12 protein-coding genes and 1 tRNA gene are annotated in these 14,407 nt (G+C 58.2%); 1 reads left to right on the forward strand and 12 read right to left on the reverse strand.

Annotated elements, in window-relative coordinates:
* Positions 1-28: 28 nt before the first annotated feature.
* The 3 genes from ampE to ACM6IR_RS04240 all read right to left on the reverse strand — a co-directional run bounded on the left by ampE (position 29) and on the right by ACM6IR_RS04240 (position 3,696).
* Positions 29-865: a regulatory signaling modulator protein AmpE gene (ampE, locus tag ACM6IR_RS04230; RefSeq protein ID WP_414906533.1), complete on the reverse strand. Its 837-nt coding sequence runs from the start codon at positions 863-865 to the stop codon at positions 29-31.
* Positions 862-1,422: a 1,6-anhydro-N-acetylmuramyl-L-alanine amidase AmpD gene (ampD, locus tag ACM6IR_RS04235; RefSeq protein WP_414906534.1), complete on the reverse strand. Its 561-nt coding sequence runs from the start codon at positions 1,420-1,422 to the stop codon at positions 862-864. The genes ampE and ampD overlap by 4 nt, the downstream gene beginning before the upstream one ends.
* Positions 1,423-1,485: 63 nt before the next feature.
* The gene (locus ACM6IR_RS04240) at positions 1,486-3,696 is read right to left on the reverse strand and encodes a DUF1631 domain-containing protein (protein WP_414906535.1); all 2,211 of its coding nucleotides are present in this window, start codon (positions 3,694-3,696) and stop codon (positions 1,486-1,488) included.
* 274 nt (positions 3,697-3,970) lie between these two features.
* On the opposite strand from ACM6IR_RS04240, the gene nadC reads away from it, so the two are divergent.
* Positions 3,971-4,819, forward strand: coding sequence for a carboxylating nicotinate-nucleotide diphosphorylase (nadC, locus tag ACM6IR_RS04245; RefSeq protein WP_414906536.1), 849 nt, complete (start codon positions 3,971-3,973; stop codon positions 4,817-4,819).
* 141 nt (positions 4,820-4,960) lie between these two features.
* On the opposite strand, the gene ACM6IR_RS04250 is transcribed toward nadC, so the two are convergent.
* The 9 genes from ACM6IR_RS04250 to rimP all read right to left on the reverse strand — a co-directional run bounded on the left by ACM6IR_RS04250 (position 4,961) and on the right by rimP (position 14,330).
* Positions 4,961-5,266 carry a DUF6388 family protein gene (locus ACM6IR_RS04250; protein ID WP_414906537.1) on the reverse strand — a complete coding sequence of 102 codons (306 nt, stop codon included), beginning with the start codon at positions 5,264-5,266 and terminating at the stop codon, positions 4,961-4,963.
* Between the two features lie 134 nt (positions 5,267-5,400).
* A tRNA-Thr gene (locus ACM6IR_RS04255) sits at positions 5,401-5,476 on the reverse strand.
* Positions 5,477-5,613: 137 nt separating this feature from the next.
* Positions 5,614-7,719 carry a polyribonucleotide nucleotidyltransferase gene (gene pnp, locus ACM6IR_RS04260; RefSeq protein WP_414906538.1) on the reverse strand — a complete coding sequence of 702 codons (2,106 nt, stop codon included), beginning with the start codon at positions 7,717-7,719 and terminating at the stop codon, positions 5,614-5,616.
* A gap of 195 nt (positions 7,720-7,914) precedes the next feature.
* The gene (gene rpsO / locus ACM6IR_RS04265; protein WP_003176135.1) at positions 7,915-8,184 is read right to left on the reverse strand and encodes a 30S ribosomal protein S15; all 270 of its coding nucleotides are present in this window, start codon (positions 8,182-8,184) and stop codon (positions 7,915-7,917) included.
* 117 nt (positions 8,185-8,301) lie between these two features.
* Positions 8,302-9,219, reverse strand: coding sequence for a tRNA pseudouridine(55) synthase TruB (gene truB / locus ACM6IR_RS04270; protein WP_201114932.1), 918 nt, complete (start codon positions 9,217-9,219; stop codon positions 8,302-8,304).
* A gap of 3 nt (positions 9,220-9,222) precedes the next feature.
* Positions 9,223-9,624, reverse strand: a complete 402-nt coding sequence (rbfA, locus tag ACM6IR_RS04275; RefSeq protein ID WP_008149016.1) for a 30S ribosome-binding factor RbfA — start codon at positions 9,622-9,624, stop codon at positions 9,223-9,225.
* A 159-nt stretch (positions 9,625-9,783) separates the two neighbouring features.
* Positions 9,784-12,315, reverse strand: coding sequence for a translation initiation factor IF-2 (infB, locus tag ACM6IR_RS04280; RefSeq protein WP_414906539.1), 2,532 nt, complete (start codon positions 12,313-12,315; stop codon positions 9,784-9,786).
* Between the two features lie 27 nt (positions 12,316-12,342).
* A complete protein-coding gene (nusA, locus tag ACM6IR_RS04285) occupies positions 12,343-13,824 on the reverse strand; it encodes a transcription termination factor NusA (RefSeq protein ID WP_414906540.1) in 1,482 nt (493 codons plus the stop codon).
* Positions 13,825-13,871: 47 nt separating this feature from the next.
* Positions 13,872-14,330, reverse strand: a complete 459-nt coding sequence (rimP, locus tag ACM6IR_RS04290) for a ribosome maturation factor RimP (protein WP_010463487.1) — start codon at positions 14,328-14,330, stop codon at positions 13,872-13,874.
* Between the last annotated feature and the right edge of the window lie 77 nt (positions 14,331-14,407).

The following is a 14,407-nucleotide window of genomic DNA, read 5'->3' on the forward strand; positions in this document are numbered from 1 at the left end:
GACACTAGCAGCGCCGGGGGCGGTGTGTTTAGGGAAGGACCGTCCACAATGCGAACCCGGCGTACCAGAGCACCGCGGCTCGCAGCAGCAGTTCCCAGATCCGGTCCAGGTTGTTGATGCCGTCGGGCCCGACCACCGGCGCCGGGATTTCACCGGCCACCATCCCGACCTTTTCGATCAATTGGGCGGCGCTGATGTTCCAGTTCAGCAATTCGTGCAACATCACCCGGCCGACCGCAACAAAGTTGCCCACTAGCGCAAAACTCACTGCCAGCAGGCGCACCGGCACCCAATCGAACGCGTGACGCAGCTTTGCGGCACGCTCGACCACAGCGGGGTTCTGCCCGTGTTCTTCGGCCAGGGCCAGCAGTCGATAGCTCAATGCCGCGACGGGCCCCAGCAGGAAGTACCAGAAAATCACCGCGAAAAAGCTTTGATAGGCCTCCCACAACAGATGCCCTTCGACCCGTTCCAGCAATTGCTCGCCATCGTCGGCGCAAATACCCACGTCGCGTTGCGCAACATGGGCGGCAGCTTGCAGGTCTTCCCGGCGCCAGGCATCACGGAAGGGCCCCAGGCCGGCCAACAGATCACCGCGTCCCAAACTGTAAATCACCACCAGCAAATGCAGCGGCAACACCAGCAGACCGTAGGCCACCGGGTCCAGCACCACCAGCAACAAACCCAGCAACGCCACCGGCAACAACACCAGCACTACCAGGACCAGCCACGGACTTTTCGCCAGGCGTGGGCTGGACTCAAGCTTGTTCAACTCGCGTACCCAACCACCATCACGTTGAACCCGATGGCGCAGCGCCGAGAACTTCTCGATCCAGACGGCCAACAGCAGCACAAGAAAACTCATTGTTGTTCCTCTTTTGCCAGGACGGCACGATAGCGTGCCCAGTCGAACGCCGGTCCCGGATCTGTTTTGCGCCCAGGTGCAATGTCGCTATGCCCGCAAATACGCTGTGCGGTGATGGCCGGGAAAGCGTTTTGCAACTGCCGGGTCAAGGCTGTCAACGCTCGATACTGTGCGTCAGTGAACGGTAGATCATCCGTGCCTTCAAGCTCGATGCCCACGGAAAAATCGTTACAGGTTTCCCGCCCTTCGAAACTGGAGACGCCGGCGTGCCAGGCGCGTTCAAGGCACGAGACAAACTGAGTGACGGTGCCGTCACGTTCGATCAAAAAGTGCGCAGATACCCGCAGGTCAGCAATCCCTTCAAAGTAAGGGTGCTCCATGACATCCAGACGATTCTGGAAAAATTCCTGCACCTTGCCGGTGGCGAACTGCGCCGGCGGCAGGCTGATGTTGTGGATCACCAGCAGGGAAATTTCGCCCGAGGGGCGCGCATTGTAGTTGGGCGAGGGGCATACACACACGCCCTGACACCAACCGCTCGCGGGGTCCAACTGCATACAGGTTCCTTCTATGACGACTGCGTTGCCCCCAGTATGCCGCGATAGACCCTCGGCGCGCGATCACTTGCCGTGATTGAGGCGCCGCAGGTGGTCGATCACCGAATCCAGGGCCCGGTCGAACAACAACGTGTCGTCGAGCGCGCGCACCGTGCCATGGCGGAACTCCAGAGCCAGGTCGGTGCGACTGCGCTCCTGCACTTTCATCCCGGTACGGTCGACGAAAATGTACTTGCCGCTGGCATCGATGACCGCCGCCAGTTTGCAGCGAAGGGTGTGTTCCTCGTCTTCCTTGAACTCGACCCAGCAGCCCAGACGCAGGCGACCGACCTGAAGCAAACCCGCATCGTCCTCCGGCAAACGGATCGAGGCAGCCTCCACCGGGCCTTCGTCGGCCGTTCGCAGAAAGTCGGCTTCCCTCACCTCGATCATCACCGGTTCATTCCCTGCCTGTTCAAGTGCCTGCCGCGGACGCTCGAACAACTGAACGTGCAAGCTTTCCAGCTCGCTGAAAAACTCACCGGTGGCGAACGGATCGAACGCCGAACCGTTCAGCCCGTCACGCAATGACTTGAGCAAGCCCGGCACCAGCGCCAACAAACGCAGGCTCGCACCGGGTTCATCATGACGCTGCACACTCCAGATCAGTTGCTCCATGGTTTGCACATCAGCATGCCACTCGGCTGAGTCATCGCCGTGTTTGAGGCAAGTCAGCAGCAGCACGTTGCTCCAGGCGTCCCGGACAAATACCACGACGCGCTGTGGCAAGACTTTTCCCTGCAACGCCTGATTCAGCACCTGCTCGACGCGTTGGCGGGCCATTTCGGTTCTGACGCGCCCCTCTTCGGCGTCTCGGGTTCGCTGCTCCAGCAGATCGCTGCGCCGGCGCTCGTCGCTGGTGAACGCGAGAAAATCCGCCAGCAGTTCTGAAAAGATCGCCGGGTCATCGACAAAATCATCCAACAAGCGCTGCACCACTTGCTCGATGCGCAAATACAGGCTGTCGCGTTCATGGTCATCGCACTCGCCCCAGCCCATCGCGGCCGTGGCGATTTCGTTGAGCAGGCGCCGGGCCGGGTGACTGCTGCGGCTGAAGAAGCTCTTGTCGAGCACCGCGACCTTGAGCATCGGGATCTGCAATCGGCCGATCAACGCCTTGAGGGAATCAGGCAGGTTGCGGTCGTCGAGAATGCGTTCGAAAAGCAGGGCGATCAGATTGATCACATCTTCGTCGGCCACCTCGACAACGCGCGACTTGCCGCTTTTGACGCTGATCCTGGTCAGCAATTGTTCGAGCTGGTTTCGCAGGTCAAAATCGTCCTGGGCCGCTGGCGCCGGCACGTATTGCTGCAAGTGCGAGAGCAGCCGCAACAGGTCGCGGGTGGAAATCGGCTGGGTCTGGGCACTGACTTCGAGCGTCGGTGCGACACTGCCGCGCACATGGCGCAGCAGCTCTTGCAAAGCCGCAAAGACGGCGTGCACACCGTCGTCGATCTGCGTTCCGTTTGAGCGGGCGCTGGCCTGCGCCGTGTCAGTACGAACACTGGCGGTCGCACGATCCGTGGCCCTGCGCGCGGGGGCGGGCTTGAGGTCGGGCAGCACGCCAGTGGCGATCAGCAGTTGATTAGCGTCGGCATAGAGCTGATTGGCATCACTGAGGACATAACGTTCGAACAGTTTGAGGATGATCAACTTGACCTTGATCTCCACGCCCAGATTACGCCCGGCCTGCAAGAAGTACTCGCAGAGCATCGCCGGTCCCAAGGGGTTGTGTCGATCGGCCAGTGGCTTGCCCAGCAATGCGCTGAGTCGCGCAGTCAGTTGGTCAAGGGCGAAACCGTCGCGGTTCAGTACTTTGCTGACCATGGCGTCCACCGCCACGTTGCGCTCCAGGTCGTCATTAGGTGGCGACATCGAGGATTCGACGGCCAATGCCCGTGGCAGGGTTGCTTGAGTGATGTCGAGGGGAGTGAGGCTGACAAACGCATCGAAGAATTGCTCGAGAAAGACCCGTTCGATGCTTTTTCGCTTGAGGCGCAGGTCGCGCATGGCCTCGAAGAAAAGATGCCGCTCAACACCATTGCGAGCACGATCAGCCATTTCAAACAGGGTATCGTCGGCGTTGTCGAACAGATCCTGCAAACCACGCCTGAGCTGCTGCTCAGCCTTGTCGCGAACCTGAAGCAGAATCACAGGCAGGCGGGCGAGCGGCGAAGGAATCGCCTGATCGGCAGTGGCCCTGTGCAAAGGCACTACTTTCCCGTCGTTGTGCATCCAGCCTCCTGACACGGGGAGTGGGTTGGTAAAGCGAGAAACGTCAAAGTCATGACGTCAAACGCAAGGCGAATTATCTGCAAAAGGTGTCACTTGTACCAGCAGACTCTGCACGCCTCCTGGAAATAGACACTTACGAATGACCGTTGCGCAGGCCGATTTCTCCAGGGAATCGACCAAATGCAGACTTCAGAGCGATCTGAACCACGCGGATGCCTTGGGTTGCCCTGCGCCATGGCCCTATAATCGAGCCACTTTGTTTGTGGAGTCCGTTATGCCGAATCTACGTCTCGCCGATTTGACCGCCGAAATCGAAGCCAACGTGCGCCGTGCGTTGCTCGAAGACATCGGCAGCGGCGACATCACCGCGCAGCTGATCCCGGCCGAACGGCTGGCCAAAGCCACCATCATTACCCGGGACGACGCTGTCATCAGCGGCACAGCGTGGGTCGATGCAGTATTCCGACAGCTGGACCCGCGTGTAGCGGTGCACTGGCAGGTGCGCGACGGTGAACGGGTGAAACCTAATCAGGCGCTGTTCCACCTCGAAGGCCCGGCACGCTCGCTACTGACCGGTGAACGCTGTGCGCTGAACTTCCTGCAATTGCTCTCTGGCGTGGCCACGCGCGCGCAATACCTGGCGGATTTCGTTGCCGGGACCCAGGTGAAGCTGCTCGACACCCGCAAAACCCTCCCGGGCCTGCGCCTGGCCCAGAAGTACGCCGTGACCTGTGGCGGCTGCCACAATCACCGCATCGGCCTGTATGACGCGTTTCTGATCAAGGAAAACCATATTGCCGCCTGCGGTGGCATTGCCGAGGCCATTAAGGCCGCGCACAAGATTGCCCCAGGCAAACCTGTAGAAATCGAAGTAGAGAGCCTGGGTGAGCTGAAAGAGGCGCTGGCCGCTGGTGCAGACATCATCATGCTCGACGAACTGAGCCTGGATGACATGCGTGAAGCCGTTCGTCTGAACGCGGGCAAGGCGAAGCTGGAGGCCAGCGGTGGCATCAACGAAAGCACGCTGCTGCCCATCGCCGACACCGGGGTGGATTACATTTCGATTGGCGCGATGACCAAGGATGTGAAGGCTGTGGACCTGTCGATGCGTCTGAGCCTCTGATCAAACGCCTGCCTGTGCTCCACTGTGGGAGCGAGCTTGCTCGCGATGGTCGTTAACGATAACGCGTGTTTACTGGCTAAACGCGGCGCTCTTTAGCCCATCGCGAGCAAGCTCGCTCCTACAATGTCGGCTGGTGTTTTTTCAGACCACCAGATTGTTCATCTCGCAGTACTCTTCCCACTCGACGCCCAGCACCTCGGCCGCCTCTTTATGCAATTCCAGGCGCTTCGCCTCGAACTCTTCCGGGGTCGAGGTGTACTTGAGCGTCAGCTCCCAAGGCTGCAAGCCCTGAGCTTCCGCCTCATCCTCGAATGCCCACTGGATCTGGTCCTTCTGATCATCGGCAGGCAAGTCCTTGATCTCTTCCATCAACTCGTGCGCGTCTAGTGCGTACTTTTTGAGCGCTTCTTCGTGTCTGGCTTCTTGGGTCAATTCTTTAACGGTCATGGCGTTCTCTTTGATCTGGGGAATGGAAGATGGATCTGGATCATCAAGGATCTCTCTGACGCAAAAAAACCGTTTAAAGCCCGGTTTGTCTGGCCTTCAGAACCATTCGGGATCGTCTGAAAACAAGGTGTCGCTGGTGCCCGAGACAGGAATTGAACCTGCGACCTTCGCGTTACGAGTGCGCTGCTCTACCAACTGAGCTACACGGGCCGTGGGCTAAACCTAGCACTGACCGTAGAGTCAGGCAACTTTGTACACCGTTAAGATTTTTTGATTTTTCTCCAGACAGCAAAACGCCCCGAACCAGTCGGGGCGTCTTGTTGTTCAGCGGTCAGGCGCGGGGGTGATTAAACGCCCGAAGCCTTGGCTGCTGCTACGTCTTTGATGGACAGCTTGATACGGCCGCGGTTGTCCACGTCCAGTACCAGAACTTCCACTTCCTGGCCTTCTTTCAGGATGTCGGTCACTTTCTCGACACGAGCGTCGCTCAGCATCGAGATGTGTACCAGACCGTCCTTGCCAGGCAGGATGTTGACGAATGCGCCGAAGTCGACGATGCGCTCAACCTTACCGACGTAGATTTTGCCGATTTCTGCTTCTGCGGTGATGCCCAGAACGCGCTGGCGTGCTGCTTCAGCCGCTTCCTTGGTTTCGCCGAAGATCTTGATCGAACCGTCGTCTTCGATGTCGATCGAAGCCTTGGTCTCTTCACAGATCGCACGAATGGTCGCGCCGCCTTTACCGATGACATCACGGATTTTGTCGGTGTCGATTTTCATCGCGATCATGGTCGGAGCGTTTTCCGACAGCTCGGTACGCGACTGGCCAATGATCTGGTTCATCTGACCGAGAATGTTCAGGCGCGCTTCCAGGGCTTGGCCCAGAGCGATTTCCATGATTTCTTCGGTGATGCCTTTGATCTTGATGTCCATCTGCAGCGCGGTCACACCTTTGGCGGTACCGGCTACTTTGAAGTCCATGTCGCCCAAGTGATCTTCGTCACCCAGGATGTCGGTCAGGACGGCGAATTTCTCGCCTTCTTTAACCAGACCCATGGCGATACCGGCAACCGGTGCCTTCATTGGAACGCCGGCGTCCATCAGTGCCAGGGAAGCGCCGCAGACCGAAGCCATGGAGCTCGAACCGTTGGACTCGGTGATTTCCGACACAACACGGATGGTGTACGGGAACACGTCGGCAGCAGGCAGCATGGCCTGAACCGAACGACGAGCCAGACGGCCGTGACCGATTTCGCGACGACCAGCGCCACCCATGCGACCACACTCACCTACCGAGAACGGAGGGAAGTTGTAGTGCAGCATGAACGGGTCTTTTTTCTCGCCTTCCAGGGTGTCCAGCAGTTGTGCGTCACGGGCAGTACCCAGCGTCGCGACTACCAGAGCCTGTGTTTCGCCACGGGTGAACAGCGCCGAACCGTGGGTCTTTGGCAGAACACCGACTTCGATGTTCAAAGGACGTACGGTCTTGGTGTCGCGGCCGTCGATACGTGGCTTGCCGTTAACGATGTTTTCGCGAACGGTGCGGTATTCGATTTCGCCGAAAGCAGCTTTGACTTCGCTGGACGAAGGCTGGCCTTCCTCACCGGACAACTTGGCAACCACCTGGTCTTTCAGTTCGCCCAGACGAGCGTAACGGTCGGCCTTGATGGTGATGGTGTAAGCCTGGGAGATCGCGTCGCCGAACTCGGCACGGATAGCGCCCAGCAGAGCAGTGGCTTCAGGCTGTGGAGCCCAGGCCCAGGTCGGCTTGGCAGCTTCGGCAGCCAGTTCTTTAACAGCGTTGATCACAACCTGGAACTCGTCGTGAGCAAACAGTACCGCGCCCAGCATCTGGTCTTCGGTCAGCTCTTTGGCTTCCGATTCAACCATCAACACGGCTTCCGAAGTACCGGCAACGACCATGTCCAGGCTCGATGCTTTCAGTTGTTCGTAAGTCGGGTTCAGCAGGTAGCCGGTGCTTTCGTGGAACGCAACGCGGGCAGCGCCGATCGGGCCATCGAAAGGAATGCCGGAGATGGCCAGGGCGGCCGAGGTACCGATCATCGCAGCGATGTCCGGATCGGTCTTCTTGCTGGTGGAAACGACGGTGCAGACAACCTGCACTTCGTTCATGAAGCCTTCTGGGAACAGCGGACGGATCGGACGGTCGATCAGTCGGGAAGTCAGGGTTTCTTTCTCGGAAGGACGGCCTTCGCGCTTGAAGAAACCGCCAGGGATCTTACCGGCAGCGTAAGTCTTTTCCTGGTAGTGAACGGACAGAGGGAAGAAGCCCTTGCCTGGATCGGCTTGTTTGGCACCGACTACGGTCACCAATACGCTGACGTCGTCGTCAACGGTGACCAATACTGCGCCGGAGGCCTGACGGGCGATGCGGCCAGTCTCGAGGGTAACGGTCGACTGACCGAACTGGAATTTTTTGATTACCGGGTTCACGGTGTCCTACCTTCTTTTGTGGCTCTTGGGGAACTTGTCTTCTTGCGAAATTCTTGGGCAATGTCGGGAATCGGCCCAACGCCTGTCCAGAGTAAAACGTATATCCAGATAAAACTTGAGGCTGGGAGCCTGCCATGCGCCAGCGGGAAACCCACTGGCGTACGACAGACAACCAACCTCTAGCGCAATCGCTTATTAGCGACGCAGACCCAGGCGACCGATCAGAGCCTGATAACGACCCAGATCCTTGCCTTTCAGGTAGTCCAGCAGCTTACGACGCTGGTTTACCATGCGGATCAGACCACGACGGGAGTGGTGATCTTTACCGTTGGCCTTGAAGTGACCTTGCAGCTTGTTGATGTTGTGAGTCAGCAGTGCAACTTGCACTTCTGGCGAACCAGTGTCACCAACAGCTTGCTGGTAGTCAGCTACGATTTGAGCTTTTTCTTGAACGTCGAGAGCCATGAGGCAATCCTTTTATCAGGAAACTGTTTCAAAGAAACAGCTTCAACAGGCCAGGGACAAATCCCTGTATCTAAAAATGAGTAGTGACCGTGCCTGTTAACAGCCACCCTCTTCCGGTCATTCTGACCGAATCAGTCGACGCGGCGCGATGCGCCCGTCTTCGCTCACTTCACCGATACCGATGAAGCGACCGTTGTGATCCTGTACCCGCACCATGCCGAACTTCGGCGCGTCCGGGGCTCGTACCGGTTGGCCGTTAAGCCAGTAGAACGAGCTGTGCTCCGAGAACTGCAACAGTGGCCAATCCAGCAGGCCGCTGTCGGATGGCATCAAGAAGCGGTCGACCGCTTCGTTACCGCCTTCGGCATGTACGGCTTCCAGCTCTTCAAGCGTGACAGTTTGCGCCAGCGTGAAAGGCCCGGCCTGGGTACGTCGCAATTCAGCGACGTAAGCGCCACAACCGAGTTGCTCACCAATGTCCTCCACCAGGGTGCGGATATAGGTGCCTTTGCTGCAATCCACCGCAAGCCGCGCAGTATCACCTTCGAAGGCCAGCAATTCCAAGCGCGCAATAGTAACAGAACGCGGTTCACGCTCCACTACTTCGCCTGCACGAGCCAACTTGTACAGCGGTTGACCATCACGCTTGAGTGCCGAGTACATCGGCGGTATCTGACTGATTTGCCCACGAAAATTGGGCAGCACCGCTTCGACATCGGCGCGACCAACGGTCACCGGGCGTTCCTGCAAAACTTCACCTTCGGCATCAGCCGTGGTGGTGGTCTTGCCCAGTTGCGCCAGGGTTTCATAAGCCTTGTCGGAATCGAGCAGGTATTGCGAGAACTTGGTGGCTTCACCAAAGCACAACGGCAGCACACCGGTGGCCAGCGGATCGAGACTGCCGGTGTGTCCGGCCTTCTCGGCGTTCAGCAACCAGCGGACCTTCTGCAACGCGGCATTGGAGGTGAACCCCAGCGGTTTGTCGAGCAGGATGATACCGCTGACGTTACGACGGATACGTTTGACCTGAGCCACCGATTACTCCTTGGTGTCTTCGGCTTCAGCCGCCACCGGGTGCTGATTGTCTTCAGCCACCGCACGCTCGATCAGCGCCGACAGGTGCGCACCACGCACGACGCTTTCGTCGTAGTGGAAGTGCAACTGTGGAACGCTGCGCAACTTCATCTCACGGGCCAACTGCATGCGCAGGAAACCGGCGGCGGAGTTGAGCACCTTGATGCTTTGCGCGATGTCTTCGGCGTTGTCCTGCCCCATCACGGTGATGAAAATCTTGGCGTGACCGACGTCACGGCTGACTTCAACAGCGGTAATGGTGACCAGGCCGACGCGCGGGTCTTTGACTTCACGACGGATCAGCTGTGCCAGCTCACGCTGCATCTGATCGCCGATACGTTGGGTACGGCTGTATTCTTTTGCCATGTCTTGTTACCTGTTACTGCCTCACGGTGAAACCCGTGGGGTCTGAAAGCGGCAAACGCCCGGCCTGACAAAAGCCAGACCGGGCGTTGCGTTTAGAGTCCTGCTGATGCGCCGCGCAACTGCATGCGGCTGGCCATCACGGCTCTTGAAGTGCGCGAGTTAGAGGCTGCGAGCAACCTGAACCTTCTCGAAGACTTCGATCTTGTCACCGACTTTGACGTCGTTGTAGCTCTTCACGCCGATACCGCATTCCATGCCGGCACGTACTTCGGAAGCGTCATCCTTGAAGCGGCGCAGGGATTCCAGCTCGCCTTCGAAGATAACGATGTCTTCACGCAGTACACGGATTGGACGGTTACGGTGAACAACACCTTCGATAACCATGCAACCGGCGATCGCGCCGAACTTCGGCGAACGGAACACGTCACGCACTTCAGCGGTACCCAGGATGTTCTCGCGAACATCGCTGCCCAGCATACCGGTGAGGGCTTTCTTGACGTCTTCAATGATGTCGTAGATCACGTTGTAGTAACGCATATCCAGACCTTCCTGCTCGACGATCCTGCGAGCGCCAGCATCGGCACGCACGTTGAAGCCGAACAGTACAGCATTGGAGGCCAGTGCCAGGTTGGCGTCGGACTCGGTGATACCACCGACACCGCCACCGACAACACGCACTTGCACTTCGTCGTTACCCAGGCCATTCAAGGCACCGTTCAACGCTTCCAGCGAACCACGGACGTCAGATTTGAGGACGATGTTGAGCGTCTTCTTCTCTTCCTGACCCATGTTCTCGAAGATGTTTTCAAGCTTGCCAGCGTGAGCACGGGCCAGTTTGACTTCGCGGAACTTGCCTTGACGGAACAGAGCCACTTCACGGGCTTTCTTCTCGTCGGCAACCACGCTCATCTCGTCGCCAGCATCCGGAGTACCGTCCAGGCCGAGGATCTCGACAGGGATGGAAGGACCGGCTTCTTTAATTGGCTTGCCGTTCTCGTCGAGCATGGCGCGAACGCGGCCATAGTTCGAACCGACCAGCACCATGTCGCCTTGGCGCAGGGTACCGTCTTGAACCAGAACGGTTGCAACCGGGCCACGACCTTTGTCGAGACGCGATTCAACCACAACGCCACGGCCAGGAGCCGAAGGAGTCGCTTTCAGTTCGAGAACTTCGGCTTGCAGCAGGACAGCTTCGAGCAACTCGTCCACACCAGTACCGACTTTCGCCGAAACCGATACGAACGGGGTGTCGCCGCCCCACTCTTCCGAGGTCACGCCGTGAACCGACAGTTCGCTACGGATGCGATCGAGATCGGCGCCCGGCTTGTCGATCTTGTTCACTGCAACAACCAGCGGAACACCGGCAGCCTTGGCGTGCTGAACGGCTTCAACGGTCTGCGGCATTACGCCGTCGTCCGCTGCAACCACCAGGATCACGATGTCGGTCGCCTTGGCACCACGGGCACGCATGGCGGTAAACGCGGCGTGACCTGGGGTGTCGAGGAACGTCACCATACCGCGGTCAGTTTCAACGTGGTACGCACCGATGTGCTGGGTGATACCACCGGCTTCGCCAGCAGCTACCTTGGCACGACGGATGTAGTCGAGCAGCGAGGTCTTACCGTGGTCAACGTGGCCCATTACGGTCACGACTGGTGCACGGGAGAACGACTCACCTTCAAACTTCAGGGACTCGGCCAGGGAATCTTCCAGGGCGGTGTCGCTGACCAGGGTCACTTTGTGGCCCAATTCCTCGGCCACAAGCTGAGCAGTTTCCTGATCCAGTACCTGGTTGATGGTCGCTGGAGTACCCAGTTTGAACATGAACTTGATGATTTCAGCAGCCTTGACCGACATCTGCTGGGCGAGATCGCCAACAGTGATGGTCTCGCCGATCTTCACTTCGCGCACTACAGGGCCGGTTGGGCTCTGGAAACCGTGAGCGTTGCGTTTCTTCAGCTTGGCCTTGCCGCGACCACCGCGACGGAAGCCATCGCTTTCTTCGTCGGTAGTACGTGGCGCAACCCGTGGAGCAGGCGCTTTCTCTTTGACCGAAGCACGATGCGGAGCGTTTTTGCGCTCACCATCGCCACTGCCACGACGACTGTTATCGTCGGCACGTGGTTTGTCCGGACGGCGCTGTTCGTTCTGCTTGCGAGCATCGGCAGACGGTGCCGATGCCGGTGCAGCAGCCATAACCGGAGCGCTTTCACGCACTGGCTCGGCAACCGCAGCAGGTGCTGCGACAGCGTCGGTAGTAGCGGTTCGCGCAGCAGCAGGCTGGCGACGCGCTTCTTCTTCGGCGCGACGCTTGGCTTCTTCTTCAGCCTTCTGACGAGCAGCATTTTCTACTGCGCGACGTTCGTCCAGTTCGCGTTTGCGCTCGGCTTCGATTTCTTCCGGACTGCGCTGTACGAAAACTTTCTTTTTACGGACTTCAACGCTGATGCTTTTGCTGCCAGCAACACGCAGGGTGCTGGTGGTTTTACGCTGCAGCGTGATCTTGCGTGGTTCTTCCACTTTCGCCTTGTGGCTGCTTTTCAAGTGAGTCAGCAAAGATTGCTTCTCACTGTCAGTCACATGTTCTTCGGCGGCGGTGTGCGGCAGACCTGCCTCACGCATCTGCTGCAACAGGCGCTCTACCGGTGTTTTGACCTCATCGGCCAGTTGTTTCACCGTGACTTGCGTCATGCACTTCTCTCCTCAGGCCGCGCCTAATTACTCGAACCAGTGGGCTCGGGCGGCCATGATCAACTTGCCGGCACGATCATCGTCAATGCCGTCGATGTCGAGCAGGTCGTCAATAGACTGCTCGGCCAGGTCTTCGCGGGTAATTACGCCGCGCACCGCCAGTTCCATCGCCAAATCCTTGTCCATACCCTCAAGCGAGAGCAGGTCTTCGGCCGGATGGGCGTCTGCCAGCTTTTCCTCAGTAGCGATGGCTTTGGTCAACAAACGATCCTTGGCACGAGCACGAAGCTCGTTGACGGTTTCTTCGTCAAAGCCGTCGATGTTGAGCATTTCTTCCAACGGTACGTAGGCAATCTCTTCCAGGCTGGTGAAGCCTTCATCTACCAGCACCTGTGCCAGGTCTTCGTCGACTTCCAGCTCGTCGATGAAGTTGCGCAGGATGTCGCCGGTTTCTGCTTGCTGCTTAGCCTGGATGTCCGATTCGGTCATCACGTTCAGGGTCCAACCAGTCAACTGGCTAGCCAGACGCACGTTCTGACCACCACGACCGATGGCCTGAGCCAGATTGTCTGCGCCGACGGCGATGTCCATTGCATGGGCATCTTCGTCAACGATAATTGCCGCCACTTCAGCTGGCGACATTGCATTGATCACAAACTGAGCCGGGTTATCGTCCCACAGGACGATGTCCACACGCTCGCCGCCCAATTCGCCGGACACTGCCTGGACGCGCGAACCGCGCATACCGATGCAAGCGCCTTGCGGATCAATGCGTTTGTCCTTGGAGCGGACCGCGATCTTGGCGCGCGAACCCGGGTCACGGGAGGCGGCCATTACTTCGATCAGGCCTTCAGCGATTTCCGGCACTTCGATGCGGAACAACTCGATCAGCATTTCCGGCGCGGTACGCGACAGGATCAGCTGCGGGCCGCGGTTCTCGGTGCGGATTTCCTTGAGCAGCGCACGCAGACGCACGCCAACCCGGAAGGTTTCGCGAGAAATGATGTCTTCACGAGCCAGCAACGCCTCAGCGTTGTTGCCCAGGTCGACGATCACGTTGTCGCGGGTCACTTTCTTCACGGTGCCGGAGATGATTTCCCCCAGGCGCTCGCGATAGGCGTCAACGACTTGAGCACGCTCGGCTTCGCGAACTTTCTGCACGATGACTTGCTTGGCAGTCTGTGCAGCGATGCGGCCAAACTCGATGGATTCGATCTTTTCTTCGACTACATCACCGACCTGGGCGCCTGGATGCGTTTGGGCAACCTTGCTCGGCCAGGTTTCGATGGCCGGATCGTCCAGGTCTGCTTCTTCGACGACCGTCCAGCGACGGAATGTCTCGTAAGCACCGGTGTGGCGATTGATTTCCACACGCAGATCGACTTCGTCCTCGAAACGTTTTTTGGTAGCAGTGGCCAGGGCCAGCTCCAGCGCTTCAAAAATTACGTTTGCCGGTACGCCCTTTTCATTGGATACCGACTCAACAACCAGCAGTACTTCTTTGCTCATCGTACGCCTCGCCTTTCGCAAGCCATTGGATCCGCGGGATCCGCGTCTCAGTCAAAACTGGGAATAATGTTGGCCTTGTCGATCATATCGATCGGCAACAGGAACTCATGGTCTTCAACCTGCACCACGACGTCCTGCTCTTCTACACCGCGCAGAAGGCCCTGAAAGTTGCGTCGTCCTTCAAAAGGCGAGCGCAGCTTGATCTTCACTTGTTCACCGGCAAATTTTGCAAACTGCTCAATAGTGAACAGCGGGCGTTCCATGCCAGGCGAGGAAACTTCAAGGGTGTATTCAACGGCGATTGGATCTTCAACATCCAGGACACCACTGATCTGACGACTGACGATGGCACAATCGTCCACCAGCACGCCGCCCTCTTTATCAATATAAACGCGCAACATTGAGTGGCGACCTTGAGCCGAAAACTCAATACCCCAGCATTCATAGCCTAGGGCCACGACCACCGGGGCCAGCAAGGCCTGCAACTCTTCTAGCTTGCTCGACACCTGAACCCCCTCGTGCATGTATGTGCATGCTGTGCAAAATAAAAAAATGGGCGAAACGCCCATCCTTGAAACGCCGT

This window comes from Pseudomonas sp. IT-P253, from assembly GCF_949768125.1.
Lineage (GTDB): Bacteria > Pseudomonadota > Gammaproteobacteria > Pseudomonadales > Pseudomonadaceae > Aquipseudomonas.